The organism is Haloarchaeobius pelagicus, assembly GCF_051207375.1.
In the GTDB taxonomy this organism is placed as follows: domain Archaea; phylum Halobacteriota; class Halobacteria; order Halobacteriales; family Natrialbaceae; genus Haloarchaeobius.
This window is the reverse complement of sequence record NZ_JBPJZD010000003.1, coordinates 489603-510475: the sequence shown is the minus strand read 5'-3', so window position 1 is coordinate 510475 and position 20873 is coordinate 489603. Positions and strand designations below refer to the sequence as shown.

16 protein-coding genes are annotated in these 20873 nt (G+C 66.1%); 11 read left to right on the top strand and 5 right to left on the bottom strand.

The genetic code is table 11. The features are described from left to right. The first annotated feature begins 92 nt into the window (after positions 1–92). Positions 93–278, top strand: a complete 186-nt coding sequence (locus tag ACSC1S_RS20350) for a DUF7836 family putative zinc-binding protein (RefSeq protein WP_435320435.1) — start codon at positions 93–95, stop codon at positions 276–278. A 27-nt stretch (positions 279–305) separates the two neighbouring features. Here ACSC1S_RS20350 and ACSC1S_RS20345 read toward each other — a convergent pair whose 3' ends face one another. Then, the gene (locus ACSC1S_RS20345) at positions 306–1751 is read right to left on the bottom strand and encodes an MATE family efflux transporter (RefSeq protein WP_435365919.1); all 1446 of its coding nucleotides are present in this window, start codon (positions 1749–1751) and stop codon (positions 306–308) included. 133 nt (positions 1752–1884) lie between these two features. Between ACSC1S_RS20345 and acs (ACSC1S_RS20340) the strand changes: the two genes are divergently transcribed. The 9 genes from acs (ACSC1S_RS20340) (at position 1885) to ACSC1S_RS20300 (ending at position 14163) form a co-directional block, all read left to right on the top strand. Beyond that, positions 1885–3828: an acetate--CoA ligase gene (acs, locus tag ACSC1S_RS20340; RefSeq protein ID WP_435365918.1), complete on the top strand. Its 1944-nt coding sequence runs from the start codon at positions 1885–1887 to the stop codon at positions 3826–3828. Between the two features lie 139 nt (positions 3829–3967). Next, the gene (locus ACSC1S_RS20335; protein ID WP_435365917.1) at positions 3968–5797 is read left to right on the top strand and encodes a bacterio-opsin activator domain-containing protein; all 1830 of its coding nucleotides are present in this window, start codon (positions 3968–3970) and stop codon (positions 5795–5797) included. Positions 5798–5958: 161 nt separating this feature from the next. After that, complete coding sequence (gene acs, locus ACSC1S_RS20330) at positions 5959–7953, top strand: acetate--CoA ligase (protein ID WP_435365916.1); 1995 nt, start codon at positions 5959–5961, stop codon at positions 7951–7953. Positions 7954–8058: 105 nt separating this feature from the next. Then, on the top strand, positions 8059–8481 hold the full coding sequence (locus tag ACSC1S_RS20325; RefSeq protein ID WP_435365915.1) for a DUF4212 domain-containing protein: 423 nt from the start codon (positions 8059–8061) through the stop codon (positions 8479–8481). Then, a complete protein-coding gene (locus ACSC1S_RS20320; RefSeq protein ID WP_435365914.1) occupies positions 8481–10142 on the top strand; it encodes a VC_2705 family sodium/solute symporter in 1662 nt (553 codons plus the stop codon). The genes ACSC1S_RS20325 and ACSC1S_RS20320 overlap by 1 nt, the downstream gene beginning before the upstream one ends. Positions 10143–10144: 2 nt before the next feature. Next, entirely contained in the window at positions 10145–10615 is a 471-nt protein-coding gene (locus ACSC1S_RS20315; protein WP_435365913.1) for a universal stress protein, read from the top strand. Continuing rightward, on the top strand, positions 10608–10856 hold the full coding sequence (locus tag ACSC1S_RS20310; RefSeq protein WP_435365912.1) for a DUF8119 family protein: 249 nt from the start codon (positions 10608–10610) through the stop codon (positions 10854–10856). Before ACSC1S_RS20315 ends, ACSC1S_RS20310 begins: the two co-directional genes overlap by 8 nt. Before the next feature lie 95 nt (positions 10857–10951). Continuing rightward, positions 10952–12778, top strand: a complete 1827-nt coding sequence (locus tag ACSC1S_RS20305; RefSeq protein ID WP_435365911.1) for a PAS domain-containing sensor histidine kinase — start codon at positions 10952–10954, stop codon at positions 12776–12778. Between the two features lie 311 nt (positions 12779–13089). Continuing rightward, entirely contained in the window at positions 13090–14163 is a 1074-nt protein-coding gene (locus tag ACSC1S_RS20300; RefSeq protein WP_435365910.1) for a succinylglutamate desuccinylase/aspartoacylase family protein, read from the top strand. Between the two features lie 9 nt (positions 14164–14172). Here ACSC1S_RS20300 and ACSC1S_RS20295 read toward each other — a convergent pair whose 3' ends face one another. From ACSC1S_RS20295 to ACSC1S_RS20280, 4 genes are all read right to left on the bottom strand, one after another. Then, positions 14173–16356: an amino acid permease gene (locus ACSC1S_RS20295; protein WP_435365909.1), complete on the bottom strand. Its 2184-nt coding sequence runs from the start codon at positions 16354–16356 to the stop codon at positions 14173–14175. A gap of 31 nt (positions 16357–16387) precedes the next feature. After that, a complete protein-coding gene (locus ACSC1S_RS20290) occupies positions 16388–17095 on the bottom strand; it encodes a universal stress protein (RefSeq protein ID WP_435365908.1) in 708 nt (235 codons plus the stop codon). Positions 17096–17346: 251 nt separating this feature from the next. Next, positions 17347–18735 carry an MFS transporter gene (locus ACSC1S_RS20285; protein WP_435365907.1) on the bottom strand — a complete coding sequence of 463 codons (1389 nt, stop codon included), beginning with the start codon at positions 18733–18735 and terminating at the stop codon, positions 17347–17349. A gap of 107 nt (positions 18736–18842) precedes the next feature. Next, entirely contained in the window at positions 18843–19247 is a 405-nt protein-coding gene (locus ACSC1S_RS20280) for a CBS domain-containing protein (protein ID WP_435365906.1), read from the bottom strand. 274 nt (positions 19248–19521) lie between these two features. Here ACSC1S_RS20280 and ACSC1S_RS20275 point away from each other — a divergent pair, with 274 nt between their 5' ends. Next, positions 19522–20775, top strand: coding sequence for a tyrosine-type recombinase/integrase (locus ACSC1S_RS20275; protein ID WP_435365905.1), 1254 nt, complete (start codon positions 19522–19524; stop codon positions 20773–20775). The last annotated feature ends 98 nt before the right edge of the window (positions 20776–20873 follow it).

The window sequence follows — 20873 nt, the reverse complement described above, 5'->3', positions numbered from 1 at the left end:
TTCGAGAAATCAGATGCCTGTTATTTACCACATCTCGGTCACTCATTTCACCACCAGCAACCGTTTTGACGCTTCGTCGCGAAGTAACATGTATGCAACAAGCGTGGATTCAGCTCCAGTGTTCGGCGTGTGACGAAGGGTGGGAGGCGAACCCGGCCCAGCTCCCCGAACCGAAGCAGGATTTCACGTGCGAGCACTGCGGGACGACCCGTCGGATGGCGGAGTTCGCACAGACGCAGACCGACCTGCGCATCCTGAAGGAGTTCCACGGGGTCTGAGCGGGGTCCCCGGTTCGCGGTCGATTTTCAATCGTCGGCCATCGGCTGGTCCGGGCGGTACTCCCGGCTGATGGCCTTCCACTTCCCGGTCGAGAAGCGATAGTAGTTGATCGCCGCGGGGACGAACGTCTCGGCGGTGAACGACAGGTAGAGCCCCCAGATACCGAGAGCGGTGGTCGCGCCGAGGTAGGCGATGGGGATGGTGAACACGAACATGCCAAGCAGCTGGCTGTAGAACGGCCAGCGCGTGTCGCCGCTGGCGTCCAGCGGGCCGGCGGTCGCCGACTTGACGCCCTGGCCGACCACCGCGAAACAGGCGGCGTACACCAGCGCCACTGCGATGGGTATCGAGGGGTCGCTCGGGTCACCGACGAACAGCCGGACGATCGGCTCGGCGAACGCGCCGACGAGGAGCCCGGCGACGGTGTACGTCGCCACCGAGAAGATGATGACACCGCGGGCGTACGATTCGGCTTCGGCCTCGTCGCCGGCACCGAGTTCCTGCCCGACGAGGCTGCTCGCGGCCAGCGCGAAGCCCCAGCCGGGCGTGTTCATGATGCCCCAGATACGGCGGGCGATGACGTACGCGGCGAGGACGGTCGAACCGAACAGGCCGACGATGGCGAGCATCGGGAACTTCGCGACCGTCCAGACCATGTTCCGGCCGACGACCGGCAGGCCGATCTTCACCAGCTGTCGCAGGTTTCCGATATCGACGTACTGGCCCACAGGAGAGACCTGGACGGGGGAGACCCCGATACCCGGGAGTCGCCCAGCTACGAGCGCGACGACGAAGGCCACTGTGACGAGGACGTTCGCGAGGACGGTGCCGAGGGCGGCACCCGCGACACCCATCCCCATGTCGAAGATGAAGATGGCGCTGAGCCCGATGTTGGCGATGGCCCCACCGGAGCGGACGACCATCGGCGTCCAGGCGTCGTCGACGCCGATGAAGATGCGGCTCCCGATGAGGTTGAGGGCGGCGAACGGGACGCCGAAGGAGAGTACCGCGAGGTAGCGCGCGCCGAGTTCGACGACCCGCGCGTCGCTGGTGAGTACCGAGATGAGTTCGGTCGGGAACAGCCGGAACGCCGCCATCACCGGCAGGGTCACGACGATAACGAGAAGGACGCTCGACCGAACCGCTTGCGCGAGGCCGTCGTGGGCGTCTGCCCCGAATCGCTGGGAGACGAGGGCGATGGTGCCGGCGGCGAACCCGCCGCCGAGGGAGAACGCGATGCCCCAGAACGGCGAGGCCAGGCCGACGCCGGAGATGGCGAGCGGGCCGACCGCGATACCGACCATCGCCACGTCGACCGCGTTCTTCGACATCCGGGCGATGCCGGTGACGATGCGGGGCCAGGAGAGGTCGGTGGTCCGCTCGACGTGTTCCCGGGGGAGCAATCCGAGGCGGGCGAGCCCGAGCCCTATCCAGAGGATGAGCAACCGGATGGGGTTCGGGACACGGCTCATACCGAGACTATTTCGAACCGAAACTAATGTGTTGCGTCTCCGGAAGCACGTGGTATGCGGTGTCCTCCCTGCCCCGCCGACAGCGCCTGGGAGGCCGAACGATTTTTTGCCGCCTGCACGAAGTGGGAGACGAATGTCGGACGGGAGTGAGTCCGCCGCCACGGCAGGAAGCGGGGAAACGGAGTCCGTCGCGCCCCCGGAGTCGTTCGTCCAGCAGGCGAACGTCACCGACCCGTCCATCTATCGCGAGTTCGAGGAGGACTGGCCGGACGGGTGGCGACGCGCCGCCGACCAGCTGACGTGGTCCCGGCAGTACGATTCGGTGCTCTCCACCGACGACGACATCCGGTGGTTCCCGGGTGGGGAACTCAACGCTGCGGCCAACTGCGTCGACCGTCACGTCGACGCCGGGCGCAAGAACCACGCCGCGATCAAGTGGGAGGGCAAACTGGGCGAGACCCGGACCTACACCTACCAGGACCTCTACCGCGAGGTGAACGCGTTCGCGGCGGCCCTTCGGGACCTCGGCGTCGCGGAGGACGACGTGGTCACACTGTATATGCCGGTGGTGCCGGAACTCGTCGTGGCGATGCTGGCGTGTGCCCGCATCGGTGCGCCGCACTCGGTCGTGTTCGCGGGGTTCTCCGCGGACGCGCTCGCGACGCGCATGGAGAACGCCGGCTCCGAACTGCTCGTCACCTGCGACGGCTACTACCGCCGCGGGACCGCCGTCGACCTCAAGAGCAAGGCCGACAACGCCTGTCTCTCGGTCTCACAGGCGGTCGAACAGGTCGTGGTGAACCGGCTCGAACTGGGCTATCCCGGCGACCACCACGCCTACGAGGACTGCATCGCTGCCCACGACGGCGAGGTGGTCGAGCCGGTCGCTCGTGACGCGAGTGACCTGCTGTTCTACATCTACACCTCCGGGACCACGGGTGAACCCACCGAGGTCCGCCACACGACGGGTGGCTACCTCTCACACGTTGCCTGGACGAGCCACGCCGTCTTCGACCTCGAACCGACGGACACCCACTGGTGTACCGCCGACGTCGGCTGGATCACGGGCCACTCCTACGTCGTGTATGGCCCGCTCGCCATCGGCGCGACGACCGTCCTGTTCGAGGGCACGCCGGACCCGCCGGGCAAGGACCGCTTCTGGGAGGTCATCGAGCGCAACGCGGTCGACGTGTTCTACACCGCGCCGACCTCGATTCGGGCGTTCATGAAGTGGGGCGAGGAGGTGCCTGCGAGACACGACCTCTCCAGCCTGCGCCTGCTCGGCTCGGTCGGGGAGAGCATCGACGCGACCGCGTGGGAATGGTATTTCGAGCACATCGGTGGCGGCGAGTGCCCCATCGTGGACACCTGGTGGCAGACCGAGACCGGGGGTGTGATGCTGTCGACCCTGCCCGCCATCGACGAGATGCGGCCCGGGTCGGTCGGCCGACCCCTCCCCGGCATCGACGCCGCGGTCGTCGACGAGTTCGGCGAGGAGGCGTCGGTAGGCGAATCGGGCCAGCTCGTCGTGACGAAACCGTGGCCCGGGATGCCCGTCGCCCTCCGTGAGGGAACCGACTGGGCGCAGACTGCCCGGGGTGACCCAGAGGACGCGCGCTGGCAGTACTCGACCGGTGACGGGGCGGTCGAGGACGAGGATGGCTACCTGACGCTCCTGGGTCGACTGGACGACGTGGTGAACGTCTCGGGCCGACGACTCGGCACCTCCGAGATAGAGTCGGCCATCATCGGCGTCGACGGCATCGCCGAGGCCGCCGTCGTCGGTGGCGAGGACGACGTGAAGGGGACGCGAATCCACGCCTACGTCAGCCCGGCCGCGAACGTGGCCGGGACCGACGAGTTGCGCGAGCAGGTCGAGCGGGGCGTCGAGGACGCTATCGGTCCCGTCGCCATCCCCGACGAGATAACGTTCACCTCGTCGCTGCCGAAGACGCGCTCGGGGAAGATCCTCCGTCGCTACCTCGAAGCCATCGCCAACGGCGAGCGTCCGGAGGACACGAGTTCGCTGCGCAACCCCGAGGTCGTCGGCGAACTCGAGTCGCTCGTCGAGGAGTGATTTCACGGATATCGGAATCAGCGAAGTTGGTTCATGCACGCTCTCACGAGATGACGCCATCAGCGGCTGGTCTCCGGCGTAAACTGCTGTGATAATGCCGAACATTTATTCGCGCTCTCCGAGAAGTGCGAAACGACTGATGTCACCCGGCCAGCACGAGTCGTTCCTGACGGAACCCGAGTTCGAGCGACTCCGCCACGCGACCGAGACCTACCGGGAGGACCTCGTGGTCTCGTTGGCTGGCCTGGTCGGGCTTCGGCCGGCCGAGATGGCACGACTGCGGCCGGGTGACCTCGCCCAGCGGACCCAGCACGGGCGGACACATCACCTGCTCACGGTGCGAGAGACGGAGGCTGAATCCGACCCCACCGAACTCGCCGATGCCACGACTCGACTCGCCTATGTGCCGGCCACGGTCGCCCACGACCTCCGGAAGTTCGCCAACGTGGAGGGTGTCGCGGCCGACGAACCGCTGTTCGGCGTGAGCGCGCGCCGGCTCCAGATGCTGGTCTCCGACGTGGCCGACCGAACCGACGACGACCGCCTGCAGTCGGTGTCCTCGAAGGACCTGCGAAAGCACTTCGCCCATCGGTCGCTGAACGCCCAGGGTGTCCCCGCACCGGTCGTCCAGGCGGTCGGTGGCTGGAACAGTCTGGAGAGCCTCGACCAGTACCTCGACACACCCTCGGCGGCCGCCATCGTCGAGGCCTTTGCCCGTGGTTCGACGGGACTGCGGCAGGGCGGTGGTGCCCCGGTCGGACGCGACTCGCGGCACACACCAGCCACCGCTGACCACCACCCCCGCACCCCCTCGGGGACTGCCGAACTGGTTCACTGTGTCGAGGCCCTCGGTGAGGCGCTGGCGGACGTGGCGACACGTGAACAAGTCGAGACCGCCGCCTGCAGCGCCCTCGCGGACTTCTTCGAGGGGGTCTGGCTCTGTGACGGTGACGGCACACCACGCGAACGCGCAGGAACATGGAGTGACCAGTTCTCCGATGGGGAACTCGGTGAGGTCATCGCTGGGCAGGACCTCGCATCGAGGCTGGCCGACGGAAGCGACGACGCCGTCGTCTTCGATTCCCATGTCGTCGACGAACTGGCCACTGGGGGGGACGAGACCCTGTGCATCGTCGCGATACGGTCCGGGGAGACGGTAGACGGACTGCTCTGCGTCGCGACCCGGTCCGCAGACAGGGAGACACAACGGGTACTCGCGGACGCCGGCCGACGAATCGGCCGAACGCTCACCGCGGTCGAGCGGAAACGGTTGCTTCTGGCGGACACCGGCGTCGAACTCTCCTTCGAGTGCACCGACCGCCGTTCGTTCCTCGTCGACACGGCGACCGCGCTCGATTGCGACCTCGAACTGGAGGGCGTCGTCCCGGGGAACGACGGTTCCCTCCTGCACTTCGTGACGGTCGAGGGCGCAGGCGTCGGCGACGTGCTCGAACGGGTCGACGGGTGCGAGGCGGTCACGGACAGTCGGCTGGTCCGTGACTACGGCGAGCACGCGCTCCTCGAGTTCGTCGTCTCGGGTGACGCCATCGCGCCGATGCTGGTCGAGCGAGGGGGGACGGTCCGGAGTCTGACCGTCGAGAATGGGACCGCCCGCGTGACCAGCGTGTTCTCGGACCAGACGGACGTGCGAACCGTCGTCGAGGCGTTCACGGCGACGTTCGCCGACGCGAAACTGCTCGCCAAACGGGAGGTCGAACAGCCGGTCCAGACGACGGCGCAGGTCGAACAGGTCGTCGACGAGGACCTCACCGAGAAACAGCGGACCGTCCTCCGGGCGGCGTTCCTCTCCGGGTACTTCGAGTGGCCTCGCGGGAGCACCGCCGAGGAGCTGGCGGCATCGATGGACATCTCGTCGCCGACGCTGCACAATCACCTCCGGAAAGCCCAGCAGAAGCTCCTGACGGCCGTGTTCGAGGACTCGGAGCGACCAGCCGACGGACGCCACTAACTATCTAGGGTCGCAGCCGTGCTCACCGATGTCGCGATTACCGATGGAAACAGCTGTTCCTGCTGAACGACCGTGATGGATTCGGACACGTCCGAATTCCGTACTGTGGGATGGTTAGTTCCATCTTTTATAGGGGAGTCGTTACATCGTTATGGTGTATCATGACAGGGGACGATACCGACGTGGAACTCGAGGCACGGCTCGAAGAGCAGGAACGGTTCGAACCGCCTGCGTCGTTCGTCGAACAGGCGAACGCCTCGGACCCGGGCATCTACGAGGAGTTCGAGGAGAACTGGCCCGAGTGCTGGGAGCAAGCGGCCGACCTGCTCGACTGGGACGACGACTACGACACCGTACTGGACGATTCGAACCCGCCGTTCTACGAGTGGTTCACGGGCGGGTCGCTCAACGCGTCCGCGAACTGTCTCGACCGGCATCTCGAGGAGCGAGGCGACGAGACCGCCATCGAGTGGGTGGGTGAGCCGGTCGACGAAGCGGACCGGAGCTACACCTACGAGGAACTCCATCGCGAGGTGAACGAGTTCGCGGCGGCCCTCCGCGAACTGGGTGTGGGCGAGGACGACGTCGTGACGATGTACATGCCGATGATTCCGGAGCTGCCCATCGCCATGCTGGCGTGTGCCCGCATCGGCGCGCCGCACTCGGTCGTGTTCGCGGGGTTCTCCGCGGACGCGCTCGCGACCCGGATGAACGCGGCGGATTCGGAGTACCTCGTCACCTGCGACGGCTACTACCGCCGCGGCGACCACCTGGAGCACAAGGCGAAGGCCGACGAGGGTCTCGCTGGCGTCGAACACGACGTTTCCGACGTGGTCGTCGCCGACCGGCTCGGTGACGTCTACGACCACCCGATGGCCGACAACCACCACGACTACGACGCCCTCGTCGCGGACAACGAGGGTGCCGAGGTCGACCCGGTCGAACGCGACGCAGAGGACATGCTGTTCCTCATGTATACCTCCGGCACGACGGGGAAGCCCAAGGGGGTCAAGCACACCACGGGTGGCTACCTCTCGTGGGCGGCCTGGACCTCCCAGGCGGTACTCGACATCAAGCCCGAGGACACGTACTTCTGCTCGGCAGACATCGGCTGGATCACCGGCCACTCCTACATCGTCTACGGCCCGCTCGCGCTCGGGACGACCACGATGATGTACGAGGGAACGCCCGATTATCCCGAGCAGGATCGCCTCTGGGAGATCGTCGAGGAGTACGAGGCGACCCAGCTCTACACCGCGCCGACGGCCATCCGGGCGTTCATGAAGTGGGGCTCGCAGTACCCGGAGCGCCACGACCTCTCCAGCCTGCGCCTGCTGGGCACCGTGGGCGAACCCATCAACCCGCGGGCGTGGAAGTGGTACTACAAGCACATCGGCGACGAGTCCTGTCCCGTCGTGGACACGTGGTGGCAGACCGAGACCGGCGGGATGATGGTCACCACGCTCCCCGGCATCAAGGACATGAAGCCCGGGTCGGCCGGGCCGCCGCTCCCGGGTCTCGACGTACAGATCGTCGACGCGGCCGGTGACGAGGTCGAAGCCGGCCGTGCCGGCTACCTCACCGTCCAGAAGCCGTGGCCGGGCATGCTCCGGACCCTCTACCAGAACGACGAGCGCTACGTCCAGGAGTACTGGGCCGAGTACTCGGACACCGACAGCGACGACCCCGAGGACTGGGTGTACTTCCCGGAGGACGGCGCGAAGATCGACGACGACGGCTACATCACCGTCCTCGGTCGGGTCGACGACGTCATCAACGTCTCCGGGCACCGGCTCGGGACGATGGAGGTCGAATCCGCCATCGTCGGCGTCGAGGGCGTCGCCGAGGCCGCCGTCGTCGGTGGGAACCACGAGATCAAGGGTGAGGCGGTGTACGCCTACGTCATCACCGAGGACGGCTACGACGAGGACGAGGAACTGCGCCAGCGCATCATCCAGGGCGTCGAGGACGCCATCGGGCCCATCGCGCGGCCCGAGGCGGTCATCTTCACGCCCGAACTCCCGAAGACCCGCTCGGGCAAGATAATGCGCCGGCTGCTCGAAGACATCGCGAACGGCGACGAACTCGGCAACACCTCGACGCTCCGGAACCCGGACGTGGTCGAGGACATCGCGGCCAAGGTCTCTGGCGACTGAACAGGGACATCGACTGCGCCCGTCACTGACCGGTCGCCCGGTCAGTGGTGCGCACTCGTGATTCACCAGCACCGACACAGCGACAGCCATAGCCATCACGAAACTATGTCAGACACAGCCACACAATCCGCGTCAGAGTCCAGTCAGGGCGACGACGCGGCCGCACGCGAACAGAACATCGACTACCTGGAGGCGGAGATAAACATCTTCAAGCCGGCGACCCCGTTCATGCGCGACCACCTGAAGGTCGTCTGGGGGACGTTCATCGCCTGGGTCCTGTTCGTCTTCGGGCCGGTCACGGCGACCGCCATCGCGCCCGGGTTCATGACCGAGACCATCGTGCTGGGCTTCCAGCTCCACTTCTTCCTGACCGCCATCGGCGCGCCGGCGGGCGCATTGCTCCTGTCGGTCGTCTACGCCCGCCAGCGCGACGCGCTGGACGACAAGTTCGACATCGACCACGAAGACGACTCTGAGACTGCCCCGGCCGGACAGGCCACGGCCACCGACGGAGGTGAGGAACTGTGATGCCAGATATCGTCCTGCAGATCGGTGAGACCGGCCTCGACGCCGGGTTCAAAGCCATCCCCGCGGCCATCACCGCCGGGATGCTCATGCTGTTCCTGAGCATCGGGTACGTGTTCCGCGTGGCCGACACCGACGGCCTCTGGGTCGCCGGGCGCTCCATCGGGAACATCGAGAACGGCATGGCCATCGGCGCGAACTGGATGTCCGCCGCCTCCTACCTCGGGGTGGCCGGACTCGTCGGGTTGGCGGGCTACTACGGCCTCGCGTACCTGGTCGGCTGGACGGCGGGATTCTTCATCCTGCTCATCTTCATGGCCGCCCAGTTCCGCCGCTTCGGGAAGTACACGGCACCGGACTTCATCGGTGACCGGTTCTACTCCGACGGGGCCCGCGCCATCGCCGCGTTCACGACGATCCTCATCGGGTTCGTCTACGCGGTCGGCCAGGGTCGCGGGATGGGTCTGATGTCCATCTACCTGTTCGGGACCGACTACACGACCGGCGTCGTCCTCCTCATGGGCATCACCATCGTGTACGTCGCGCTCTCGGGGATGCTCGGTGCGACCAAGAACATGGCCGTGCAGTACGTCATCCTCATCGCCGCGTTCCTCGTCGGTCTCTACGCGGTCGGCTGGTCGCAGGGCTACTCGACCGTCCTGCCCTACATCGAGTTCGGTAACGAGGCGACCTACGTCGCCCAGCAGCTCTCCGCCGAGTTCTCGGCACCGTTCGCGAACGCCTCCTACTTCGTCTGGGTGGCGACCGCGTTCACCCTCATCGTCGGGACCTGTGGCTTACCACACGTGCTCGTGCGGTTCTACACGGTGGAGAACGAGCGGACCGCCCGCTGGTCCTGCGTCTGGGGCCTGTTCTTCATCTGCCTGCTGTACTGGGGTACCGCCGCCTACGCGGCCTTCGGCGGCATCCTCGCCCAGGAGTCGGGTATCAGCCCGGAGGGCGCGCTGTTCACGGGCACGCAGTCCGACGTGCTGGTCGTGCTGACGGCCCAGCTCGCTGAACTGCCCCAGTGGCTCGTCGGCCTCGTCGCCGCCGGGGCGGTCGCCGCCGCACTCGCGACGACCGCGGGCCTGTTCATCGCCGCCTCCTCGGCTGCCGCACACGACATCTACACGAACATCATCAACGAGGACGCGACCCAGCGCCAGCAGCTCCTCGTCGGCCGTGCGACCATCGTCACGCTGGGCGTGCTGGTCACCGTCGTCGCGCTCAACCCGCCGGCGCTCATCGGCGAACTCGTCTCCATGGCGTTCGCCATCGCGGGCTCGGTGCTGTTCCCCGTGTTCTTCCTCGGGCTCTGGTGGGAGAACACCAACCGGAAGGGTGCCATCGCCGGCATGCTCACCGGGCTCGGGTTCTCCCTGCTCGGTATCGTGAACGAGGTCCTGCCGGGCTACGTCGGCTTCATCGACGGTGAGGTGCTCTCGCAGACGCTCGCCAACGTCATCCCGGCGACCTCCTCCGCGCTCGTCGCGGTGCCGGTGGTCTTCGCGGTCATCGTCGGCGTCTCCTGGGCGACCGAGGAGCCCCCGGAGGACATCAAGAAGCTCGTCCGCCAGTGTCACAGCCCCGAACCCATGCAGCGCATGGAGTCGGCCGAACAGGTCGTGAGTGACGGCGCGAACACCCCTGCAGACGACTGATCATGACGGAACGAATCCTCATCCCGACGGACGGTAGCGCGACGGCGGAGGCCGCCGTCGACAAGGCACTGGAACTGGCCGAGCTGTACGACGCAGAGGTACTCGCCCTCTACGTGGTCGACACCATCGCGATGGACGTCAGCCTCGGCACCGAACAGGTCGAGCGCATCCGGTTGGGCAAGTTCGGCGAGATGGAAGACCTCGAAGACCGGGCCCGGAGCGCCACCAGCCGGGTCGCCGAGAAGGCCCGCGAACGCGGCCTCGTCGCGGAAGAACACTTCCGTGGCGGCCGGCCACACTCGGTCATCGCGGACTTCGCCGAGGACTTCGATGTGGACCTCATCGTGATGGGCAGCCACGGGCGCTCCGGCGTCAAGCGGGCCCTGCTGGGCAGCGTCACCGAGCGCGTGCTTCGCTCGACGCACCGCCCGGTCCTCGTCGTGGACGAACGCGAGGGCGAGGACGATGAGTGAGCACGCCCAGTCGGGGCGGTCGCTCGGCGACCTCGGCACCGCGGTCCGGAACCACGTCCGCGAGCACAACGCCGGGATGGCGGTCGACCTCGCGTTCGCGCTCGCCTGGGTGACCCTCGTCACCCTGCTGTTCGAGGTCGTGCAGGGCCCGTCGTGGGCGTACCAGTTGACGCTCGCCTCGGGCGTCGTCGCCTACTACGGCTTCTTCGGGTCGCTGGCTGTCGCGAAGTCGCGCCAGTAACCCGGTTTCAGTCTGCCGTTTCTCTCCCTGTCACCCCTTCGTAATAACAAATCACAGAGAAGGCTTAGCCGCGCTCACTGCCTCTCTTCGGGTACATGCGCACCGACGGCAACAACCGGACGACGGACGCCGTCTCTCAGTCGGACACCGAACAGATTCACGTCTTGCACGTCGACAACGACCCCGAGGCGCAGGACACGACGAAATTCTGGCTCGAACGGACCTGCGACCGGGCACGCGTCGAATCCGTCGAGCGTGCAACCGACGCACTGGCGGTCTTCGATGAGGGCGGTGTGGACTGCATCGTGAGTGATTACGACTTGCCGGGGATGGACGGCATCGAGTTCTTGCGCACGGTGCGAGAACGGGACCCCTTCATCCCGTTCATCCTGTTCACCGGGAGTGGGACCGAGGAGGTCGCTTCGGAAGCCATCTCGGCCGGCGTCACCGACTACCTGAGAAAGAGTGGCCCGGGAGCGTACGAGTTCCTGACGAGTCGCATGGAGCACTACGTGACTGCCTACCGGACCGAGAAGATCGTCGGCCGGCGGCTCCGGGCGATGGAGACGGCGCGCGAGGGCATCGCCATGTTCGACGAGAACGGGCAGTTCATCTACGCGAACCAGGCCTTCGCCGAGATGTACGGGTACACGACCGCGGAATTGCTCAAAGAGCGATGGAAGCTGCTCTTCGACCCGGAGGACCGCGAGTACGTCGAGAACACTATTATGCCGGCAGTCCCACACAAGGGTCGGTGGAGCGACGAACTCGTCCAGCGGCGCAAGGACGGGAGTCCGGTTCACGTGAGCGTGACACTCTCGTACGCCGAGAACGGGACGATGATATGTGTTGCCTTCGACATCTCCGAGGAGACCGAGGCCGAGCGACTGCTGGACGAAGAGAAACAACGGTTCGAACTGCTGATAGATGCTATCACGGAGTACGCCATCTTCTCGATGGACCCCGAGGGGCTGGTGACCACCTGGAACTCCGGGTCCGAACGAATCAACGGCTACCACCACGGGGAGATCATCGGCGAGAAATTCTCGATATTATACACGACTGAGGACGTCACCAATGGGGTTCCGGAACGACAGTTGGAGCACGCCCGTGACGAGGGACCGGTCCACGAGAAGGGGTGGCGGGTGCGGCGGGGCGGCTTCAGATACTGGGCCGATTTCACCCTCACCGCGGTGAACGACGAGAACGGTTCCCATCGTGGCTTCGTCTGCGTCCTCCGCGATATGACCGACCAGCTCGAACGTGAGCGCCAGCTGCAACAGCGGGTCAGGCAACTCGACGAGTTCGCGGGCATCCTCAGTCACGACCTCCGGAATCCACTGTCGACCGCGAAGGTCAGTCTCGACCTCGCGGCCGAGGACGCGGACCAGGCAACCGACCACATCGCCCGCGCCGACCGGGCACTCGACCGCATCGATGCCCTCATCCAATCGCTGCTGGAACTCGCGCGCAAGGGCGAGACCGTCAGTGACTTCGAACAGGTCTCACTGGTCGAATGTGCACAGCTCGCCTGGGACACCGTCGACGCGCCCGACGCCACCCTCGACGTCGACCCAGACACGGATTCGATAGAGGGCGACGCCGAACGCGTCCAGACCCTGTTCGAGAACCTGTTCCGCAACGCGGTCGATCACGGCGGGCAGACGGTGACCGTTCACGTCGGCGAGACGCCCGAGTACTTCTTCGTCGAGGACGACGGTCCCGGGATTCCACCGGCGGACCGAGCGAAGGTCTTCGACTACGGGTACACGGGTGACCCGGATGGGACGGGATTCGGCCTCGCCATCGTGAAGAGCATCGCGGGTGCCCACGGCTGGGACGTCACCGTGAGCGAGAGCGAGATGGGTGGGGCGCGCTTCGAGTTCGCGGGCGTCGATGGATTCGAGACCGACGACGAGTGACCGGCCCGTAGCCGATTGCCCATGCAACCCTCGTTTGTTGCTCTTGGAATCAGTACCCTCCCACCCCGAGTACAGCCACCTGCATGCCCCGCAGCCCGCCACTGCCACCGACCGACGAGATGTCTCGACGGCTCGAAGGGCCACGAGCGAATACTGGAAGCGCTCGGGTTCGCCGTCCCCGTCTGGGGTCGCGGGCACCAGCGTGTCCGCCGGGTCGAACTCGCTCGTGGACATTTCTCCAGTTACTGGGGGGACACAAACGGGACGTGCCCAACACGAACGTTTTCCTATCGCCCCGCTGAAATACCGGTATGTCTAACGAGCACCCCCGCCCCTTCCGCTACGATTCGGAGGTCGACCCCGGCGAGAAGAAGCAGTTCCGCTACGAAGTCAGCGAAACCTACCTCGGCGACTCGGTGGAGATCCCCGTCACCATCATCAACGGCAAACACCCCGGCCCGCGCGTGTTCATGACCGCGGCCATCCACGGCGACGAACTCAACGGGGTGAAGGTCCTCCAGGAGGTCGCCGACCGGTATTCCCCGAGCGACATCCACGGCACACTGGTGTTGCTCCACGTCGTGAACGTCCCCGGCTACCAGGCCCAACAGCGGTATCTCCCCATCTACGACCAGGACCTCAACCGGTCGTTCCCCGGCCGGGAGCGCTCGACGACCGCAGAGCGCATCGCCCACCAGGTCTACAAGCGATTCGTGAGCCAGTGCGACCTCGGGCTGGACTTCCACACCTCGACCCGGAACCGCACCACGATGTATCACGCCCGCGCCGACATCGGGAACCCCGAGGTCGAGCGCCTCGCCGAGGCCTTCGCGACGAACGTCATCCTCTCCGGCGAGGGCGACGAGAGTTCGCTCCGGGCGGTCGCGACCCGGAACGGCATCCCCACGCTCACCGTCGAGATGGGGAAGGCACACCGGTTCCAGCCCGCACTCATCGACAAGGCGCTGGCCGGCGTCGAGAGCGTCCTCGCCGAGTACGAGGTCTACCCCGAGGGAACCATCGAGGAGCCACTCTGGCGGAAGGTCATGGGGCCCGAGGAGGAGAAGCGCTGGCTCCGGGCCGACACCGGCGGCCTCGTCGAGATGAAGTGGGGCCCGAACCCGCTGGTGCAGGAAGGCGAGACCATCTGCACCGTCTCGGACCACTTCAAGGAGGAAGAACACGTCATCGAGGCACCGTTCACCGGCCTCATCGTCGGCGTGCTGGAGAACCCCGTCGCGCTCCCGGGCCACCCCGTGTGTCACCTCGTCAGACTCGACAGCGAGACGCGCGAGGAGATCGAGCGCGAGATAACCCAGGGCGAGTTCGACGGGTATCGCTCGTACGGCCAGCGCTGGATGGCGGACGAGGAAGAAGCAGAGTAGTCGAGTCGCTCACGACCCGCGTATCAGGGCGACGTTGCTCTGGACATCGTTCACGACGCGTTCCGTGACTGTCCCGAAGGGTATCCGCGATTCCTCGGGCCGGTTCGAGAGCCCGACACAGACGGTGTCGTACTCGCTGGCCGCCTCGACGACCGCCCGTCCGATGTCGTCGTCGACGACGACCCGGACGTCGTACTCGCCGGGGTCGAGCCCCGCCGCCTCGGCAGCGTCGGCCACGACCGCTCGACCCCGCGCTTCGGCATCCGAGTCGTCCCCAGCGCCGGGGGACTGGACGTTCAGCAGGGTCGGGACAGTCCCGTCGACGGTTGCGAACTCGACCGCCTGATGCGCGACGACCGGTGCGTTCGGTCCCGGTGCGACGAGCGCTACCGGTGTTCCGATGGTCTCGTGTTTGATGTCGACGAGCGAGACGTCACAGCGGGCGTTCCGAACAACCGTGTCGACCGCCGTGCCGAAGACGTGCCCGTCGTGCTCCAGCGTTCCGTCCCAGCCGAGGAGTACCTCGTCGGCCGCTTCGTCCTCGAGCACCTCGAGAATCGCCTCGCCGACATCGGGGGCGACCATCGCCCTGGTCCGGAGGGTGACGCCCATCGCGGTCGCGATGTCCTGGGCGTTCTCGAGGAGTTCACGTTGGTGTTCCGCACGGTCCGCCTCGACGTTCTGGAGCGGCGAGGGCTGTGCGACCGGCGTGACGTTGACCGCGACGAGTTCGGGCGTCCCCCGGTCCGCGTTGGCGTGTGCGCTCGCCGCCGCGAGCCGGAGTAGCCCGTGCTGTGTCGCCGGATTCGCCACCGGGACGACCACGCGGAACGGCTCAGCCGGCTCCCCGCGGAGCACCTGGCGCAAAAGCCCTTCACTTACGACGCGCCCCCGGGTGTAGGTGACGTACCAGATGGCTCCGAAGACAACGATTCCCGATCCGATGATGACGACGACAGTCGCCATCTGCGAGACGACGAGGAGCGACAGTATCACGCCGAGGACAGGGACGACCGGGTAGAGCGGCCGAGGCAGCTTGAACGAGGGGTCGTAGCCGTCCGGGTCGGCTTTCCGGAAGACGACGAGCGAGACGTGGACGAGCGAGTACGCGACGAGGAAACTGAAGCTCGCCGCCTCCGCGAGCAGCGCGATAATCGTCTCCACTTCGAGGCCGACGAGGATGAGCAACGCCGTCACGACACCAGTGGCCGCGATGGCTCGGTGGGGCGTGTAGTACCGGGGGTGGCTCACGTTGAACCAGTCGGTCACGACACCGTCCCGGCCCATGGCGTAGATGACTCGCGAGGCAGCGAGGATGGAGGAGTTAGAACTCGATATCGCTGCGATGATGGCGGCAAAGACGATTGCGAACACCCCCGCCGGACCCAGGTAGACGACGGCAACGTCCGAGACAGGGATGGGGGAGTCGCCGAGCGACTCGAAGGGTATCACCCCAGTGCTGACGAGCATGACGAGGACGTAGAGAATCGTCACTAGCACTACCGAAAGGATCATCGACAAGGGGATGATCCGACTCGGGTTCTTGATCTCGCCCGCGACAGTGGCGATTATCTCGAACCCGAGAAACGAGATGAACACGATGCCGGTCGTGGCGACGACACCACCGGGCCCGAAGGGGGCGAACGGCTCGAGGTTCCCCGTATCGATGAAGAAGACGCCGACGGCGACGAAGACGAGGATGATGGCGGTCTCAGTCCCGATGGTGACGTTCTGGAACGCACTCGACTCCTCGGTCCCGTAGTAGTTGACCCCGAGAAGCAAGACCAACCCGACGAGCCCCAGCCCGACGATGAAGCCCCGTCCGTCGAGAAACGGGATCGGCTCGACGAGGTATTGTCCGAATCCAATCATGTAGAACGCGCTCGCGAACATCAGCCCGGTCCACATCCCCCAGCCGACGACAGCCCCGAAGAGCCCTCCGAGTGCACGGTTGACGTAGTGGTAGCTCCCACCTGCGATGGGCATCCCGGTCGCGAGCTCCGAGAGTGAGAGCGCCGCGAGCAACGCGACGAAGCCGGCGATGGCGTAGGATATCGAGCTCGCGGGACCGGCGGTCTCGGCAGCGATACCAGGGAGGATGAATATCCCCGCACCGATCATCGTCCCGCCGCCGAGCGTCATCGCCTCGACGAAGCCGAGCGTCCGCTCGAGTTCGCCCCCGTCGGCGCTCATCTGTCCGCCCTCGTGTGTCTGGTCCGGGGTGTCACTCGACGTCCCTCACGATGAGTGCTGGGGCGTCGATGGCGTCGACGATTCCCGAGAGCACGTCCCCGATGATCCGCTCCCGGAGCGATGGCTCGGTCTCGCCGAGGACGACGAGGTCGTACTCCCGACTCAGGTCGACGATCTCCGTCTGCGGGTCACCGTCCTCTGCGAGCCGCCAGTCCACGCGGTCGCGGTCGACCCCGTACTCGACCAGGCGGTCGACGGCACCCATCAGGAGGAGTTCCCCCTGACTCGGGTCGGCGTCCTCCGAGACGGAGTGGAACAACGTGGCAGTCTCGTCCCCCGCCAGCAACAGGTCGGCGACGACCCTGAGAATCCGGTCGAGGTTCACGTCCCCTCGAAGCGGGACGAGGACGCGGTTGACGGTCGCCGAACGCCCGGGTGTCAATACCGCGTTGCAGTCGTACTCGTCGGCGATTCGGTCGATGGTGGCCTCGCGGTCGTGTGTGAAAACGAGCACGTCGTCGAGCGTGGCATGCTCCCGGGCTACTGCGGCTAGCCGGTCCGCAGCCTCGGTGCCGTGCTGGTCCCTGAGCAGTGCCGGCTCTGCCTGGTCCGGAACCGGAAAGTACCCGAGGAGTACGACCTCGACGGTACCGAGGTGGTCGAGGACATCCAGAGCGGGGAGACCTGGCCCCGAGACGTCGAACGGGACGAGGATAGTCAGACCACCACTGTGAGTCATGATGGGAAACAATCACCTCGGCCGGAGTTAAATCCTTCGCGGGGACGGGTGACGACGGTTCCCGGAGCGCCCCGGGTTCGAGGAGTGCTGGGTCGAGCCGTCGGATTCCGGCTGTCCGGACGAGATACGGTCCGTATCCCAGCACGCCACATCCGTGTTGCATACAGGGGACGAATCGGTCACGACCGGGTAGCCGCCGTCAGGAAGTTTCAAATACCTGTCGAAACGACAGGCCGGGAACCCTTGGTCTGTCACTCCGCATCGACCGACCTGTGTTCTCTCTCACTCGCCGGAACGGCGACGGCATCCGGGCGGTCGCCGGCAGCGTTGTCGGGCGTTCTCGCTGCGTCCTCTCCGCCCGAGAGCGCCCGCAGCGACACGACCAGCCCGGCTCCCAGCAGTACCAGCCCGCCAGCGACGCCGAAGGCGAACAAGTAGCCCACGGTCGCCGCCCAGCCGCCGAGCACGCCCCCGATGCCGCCGGCTACGGCCCCCAGTGCGGTGTGCACACCCAGAATCTCGCCGCGTATCGCCGGCGGCGCGAGCCGGGTGACGATGGCCGTCCCGACGACGGCGATGAACGCCCAGGTCGCCCCGATGGCGGCGAGGCCGACCCCCGAAACGCCGAATCCGACCGTGACCGCCCCGATACCGGTGATGAGCGCGACGGCCGGAAAGAGCAGCCCTCGGGCCGCGAGCGCCCCCGACTGGAGCAGCCGGATGTCGAGTTTGCTCGCGAACCGGCCAGCGCGTTCGTAGAGGACGGCCGACCCGAGGCTGGAGGCGAGATAGAGCGCGAACACCTGTCCGGAGTCGAAGTTCAACTCCGTGAAAAAGAGCGGGAGCGGCGCCCAGAACGCGGCGGAGCCGGTGAAAAAGAGAGTTGCGGCAGCCAGATAGGTCACGAGCGCCGGGTTCAGCCGACCGCGGAGTCGCTGCGGATGGAACGACTGCATCGTCCAGTACAGCCGGTTCGGCGAGAACGCGAAGGTCGCACCCTTGACGCCGCGGCGCGAACTCGACAGGAGGCGTGCGACCTTCCGGACCTGCCGGTCGCTCGTGACGTGGTCGGCCGGTGCGGGGCGCGGGAGCGACCGGGCAGCCCCGACGACGCTCGCGGCTGCACACGCCGCGAGGAGCCAGAACAGCACGCGCGTGACCGCGGCTGCACCGACCAGTTGCGTGCCGACGAAGGGCCAGACCGTCCCGAGGACGAGGCCGCCGGCCCAGCCATACCCCTGGTACTTGTTCAGCTGGCCGATGCGTTCGCTCCACGCCGATTCTGGCGAATCGTCCACCACGAGCATGGTCACGACCGGCGCGATGGACGCGACGAACAGCCAGAGCGCCGCGTTGGCGACGATGACCGCTGTGATGCTTGACACGAGTGGTACCACGGCGAGCGCGACCGCGACGATGGCGAGCGTGGTAAGCACCAGCGGGCGACGGTGGCCGACCCGGTTCGCGAGCTTCCCGAACAGGATCGCTCCTGGGGCACCGATGATGGCGGCGGACGCCGCCAGCAGGCCCAGTTCGACTGGTGATGCACCCAGCTGGACGATGTAAAGCGGTATCAGGAGAGACGCGCCCCCGAAGGCGACCGACCCGAGCGCCCAGGAGTAGAGCCAGCGGTCTGTCATTAGTTCGATAGTACAGCACCGGTCGATTAAGACTACTGGTCCGCGGACGATTCACCGGGATTCGCGGACGGCATCCTGTCGAACTTGCGACACGATTCCCGGGGCGGTTACAGCGAGTCTGGCCCCTCGGTCGTCGACAGGTACGCGGTCAGGTCGGTCGTCGTGACCACGCCGATGACCGCGTTTTCGTTGTCTACCACGGGCAGGTGGTGGAAACCGTGTTCGAGCATCACGTCTGCTGCGGTTCGGATGGATTCGTTTACCGTGGTCGTGATGACGTCCGTTGTCATCACGGAGCTCACGGTAGGGACCGGGTCTGCGTCGTCCTGGGCCACGACACGCACGAAGTCGGTCGACGTGAGGATTCCTTCGAGTCGCCCGTTCTCGTCGGCGACGACCATCGAACCGATGCCGTTGTCGAGCATCAGTCGGCCTGCCTCCTGGATGGAGGTCTCGGCATCGACAGTACGGACGGGTGAAGACATCAAACTACCAACGAATACGTCGCTCATCTGAAACAGTACAGTTCGGCGACGGAAAAGGGTTTTCTCGTGGTGTCGAACGTCCGGGACCGTGCTGCGGTAGGCAGGAAATCTCTGTATAGCGTAATGTGGTTCATCGTCTCTCGCGTCGGTAGTTCGCTGGTGAAACGCCTGTACGACTCTTCTTCCGAATCGCGCCCGCTCCCGTGAATTTACACGGGTCGCCGACGAACGCCCGACAGATGAGTCGAAACCTCGATGCAGGGGCTGCGAACCGTCGAGACAGGCACACTGGTGGTCCCCTGTGACCGAGTCGACATCGGGAGACGTGAAGGCGGTCTCCTGGACCACGCTCGACATCGACGAGACCGCCCAACGCTACTGGGACGTCGTCGCGCCCGAACTCCGGGCCGACGGCCTCGACCCCGAGACCGAGAAACCAACGCACGATTGGCTCCGCGAGCACGGATTCGGGACGCTCCTCTATGCCCTTCGGACGTACCACGACCGGACCTTCGGGGACTTCTGGGCAGCCGACCTCGGCTGCGAATCGCCCGATGCGGGATACGACTGGTCGACCGACGACGACCGGACGGTCGACGCCCTGACCGGGTTTCTGGACTCGCGGCGGACCCGGAAGGGGCTCGCGGAGTCCTCGCTCGACACGCTCCGGTACCGGCTCGACCGGTACGTCCGGGCGTACCGGGACGCCAACGGGCACGCGGACCTCCTGTCCCCGGTCGCCAGAGACGCCGAAATGCCTGTTCACGAGGCTATCGACGAGTGCTGGGCAGCGTTCGACCGCTTGCACGACGAGCTCGATTCCGGCCGAACGAAACGGCGTATCCACGGCGTCGTCGAGAACTGGTACGCCCACCTGGTTCGTCGGAAACGAGCACGCACGAACCCTGCAGCCGGTCTCGACGAGGAGTACGACTGGCGCGAGACCGACCCCGACCCGCCACACCTCGACGACGGACAGGTGCGGAGACTGTACGAAACCGCAAGCAGTGAGCGGGAGGAACTGCTCGTGCTCGCCCTCTGTGCGTGGGGGTTGCGTTCGGGCGAGGTCGCCCGACTGCACCGGTCGAACTTCGTCTTCGACGAGGACGTGGCCCATCTCAGCTTCGAGGAGCGAAAAAATGGCCCTGGCCAGGTGTCCCTCCTGTACGGTCTCGACCCGGTGAAACGTCGGTTCGCGCGGTTCGCTGACCGGGAGGACTGGCGTGGCTACCTGTTCCCGTCACCCACTGCCGGCCGGGACCACGTCAGTCGCTGGACCGTCTGGAACTGGTTCACCGATCTCGCCGACGACGCCGGCATCGACGCTGTCGATGGGGAGAATCCGGTGCCACAGATGGGGCGACGATTCTGGTACGACGCCTACTCCTCGTCGCTGGAGGTCGTGGTCGAGGGACTGGACGATATCGCGGCCGAACAGGGCAGCTCGAGCGCCGAGGTCGTGCTCCAGAACTACCTCTCGGATGCGCGTGTCCGCTCACTTCGCCGTGAACACATGCGAGAGCGGCTGTCTGCGGTGTTCGGGGATACTGAGTGACGATTCCTGTGCGTTCAACGGGCAGCAGGCACGAGTGATAAACTTCATGTCGCGATACGGAAGTTCGCGGGGCTGGTGCGGCCTGCCCGGTTTCTCGG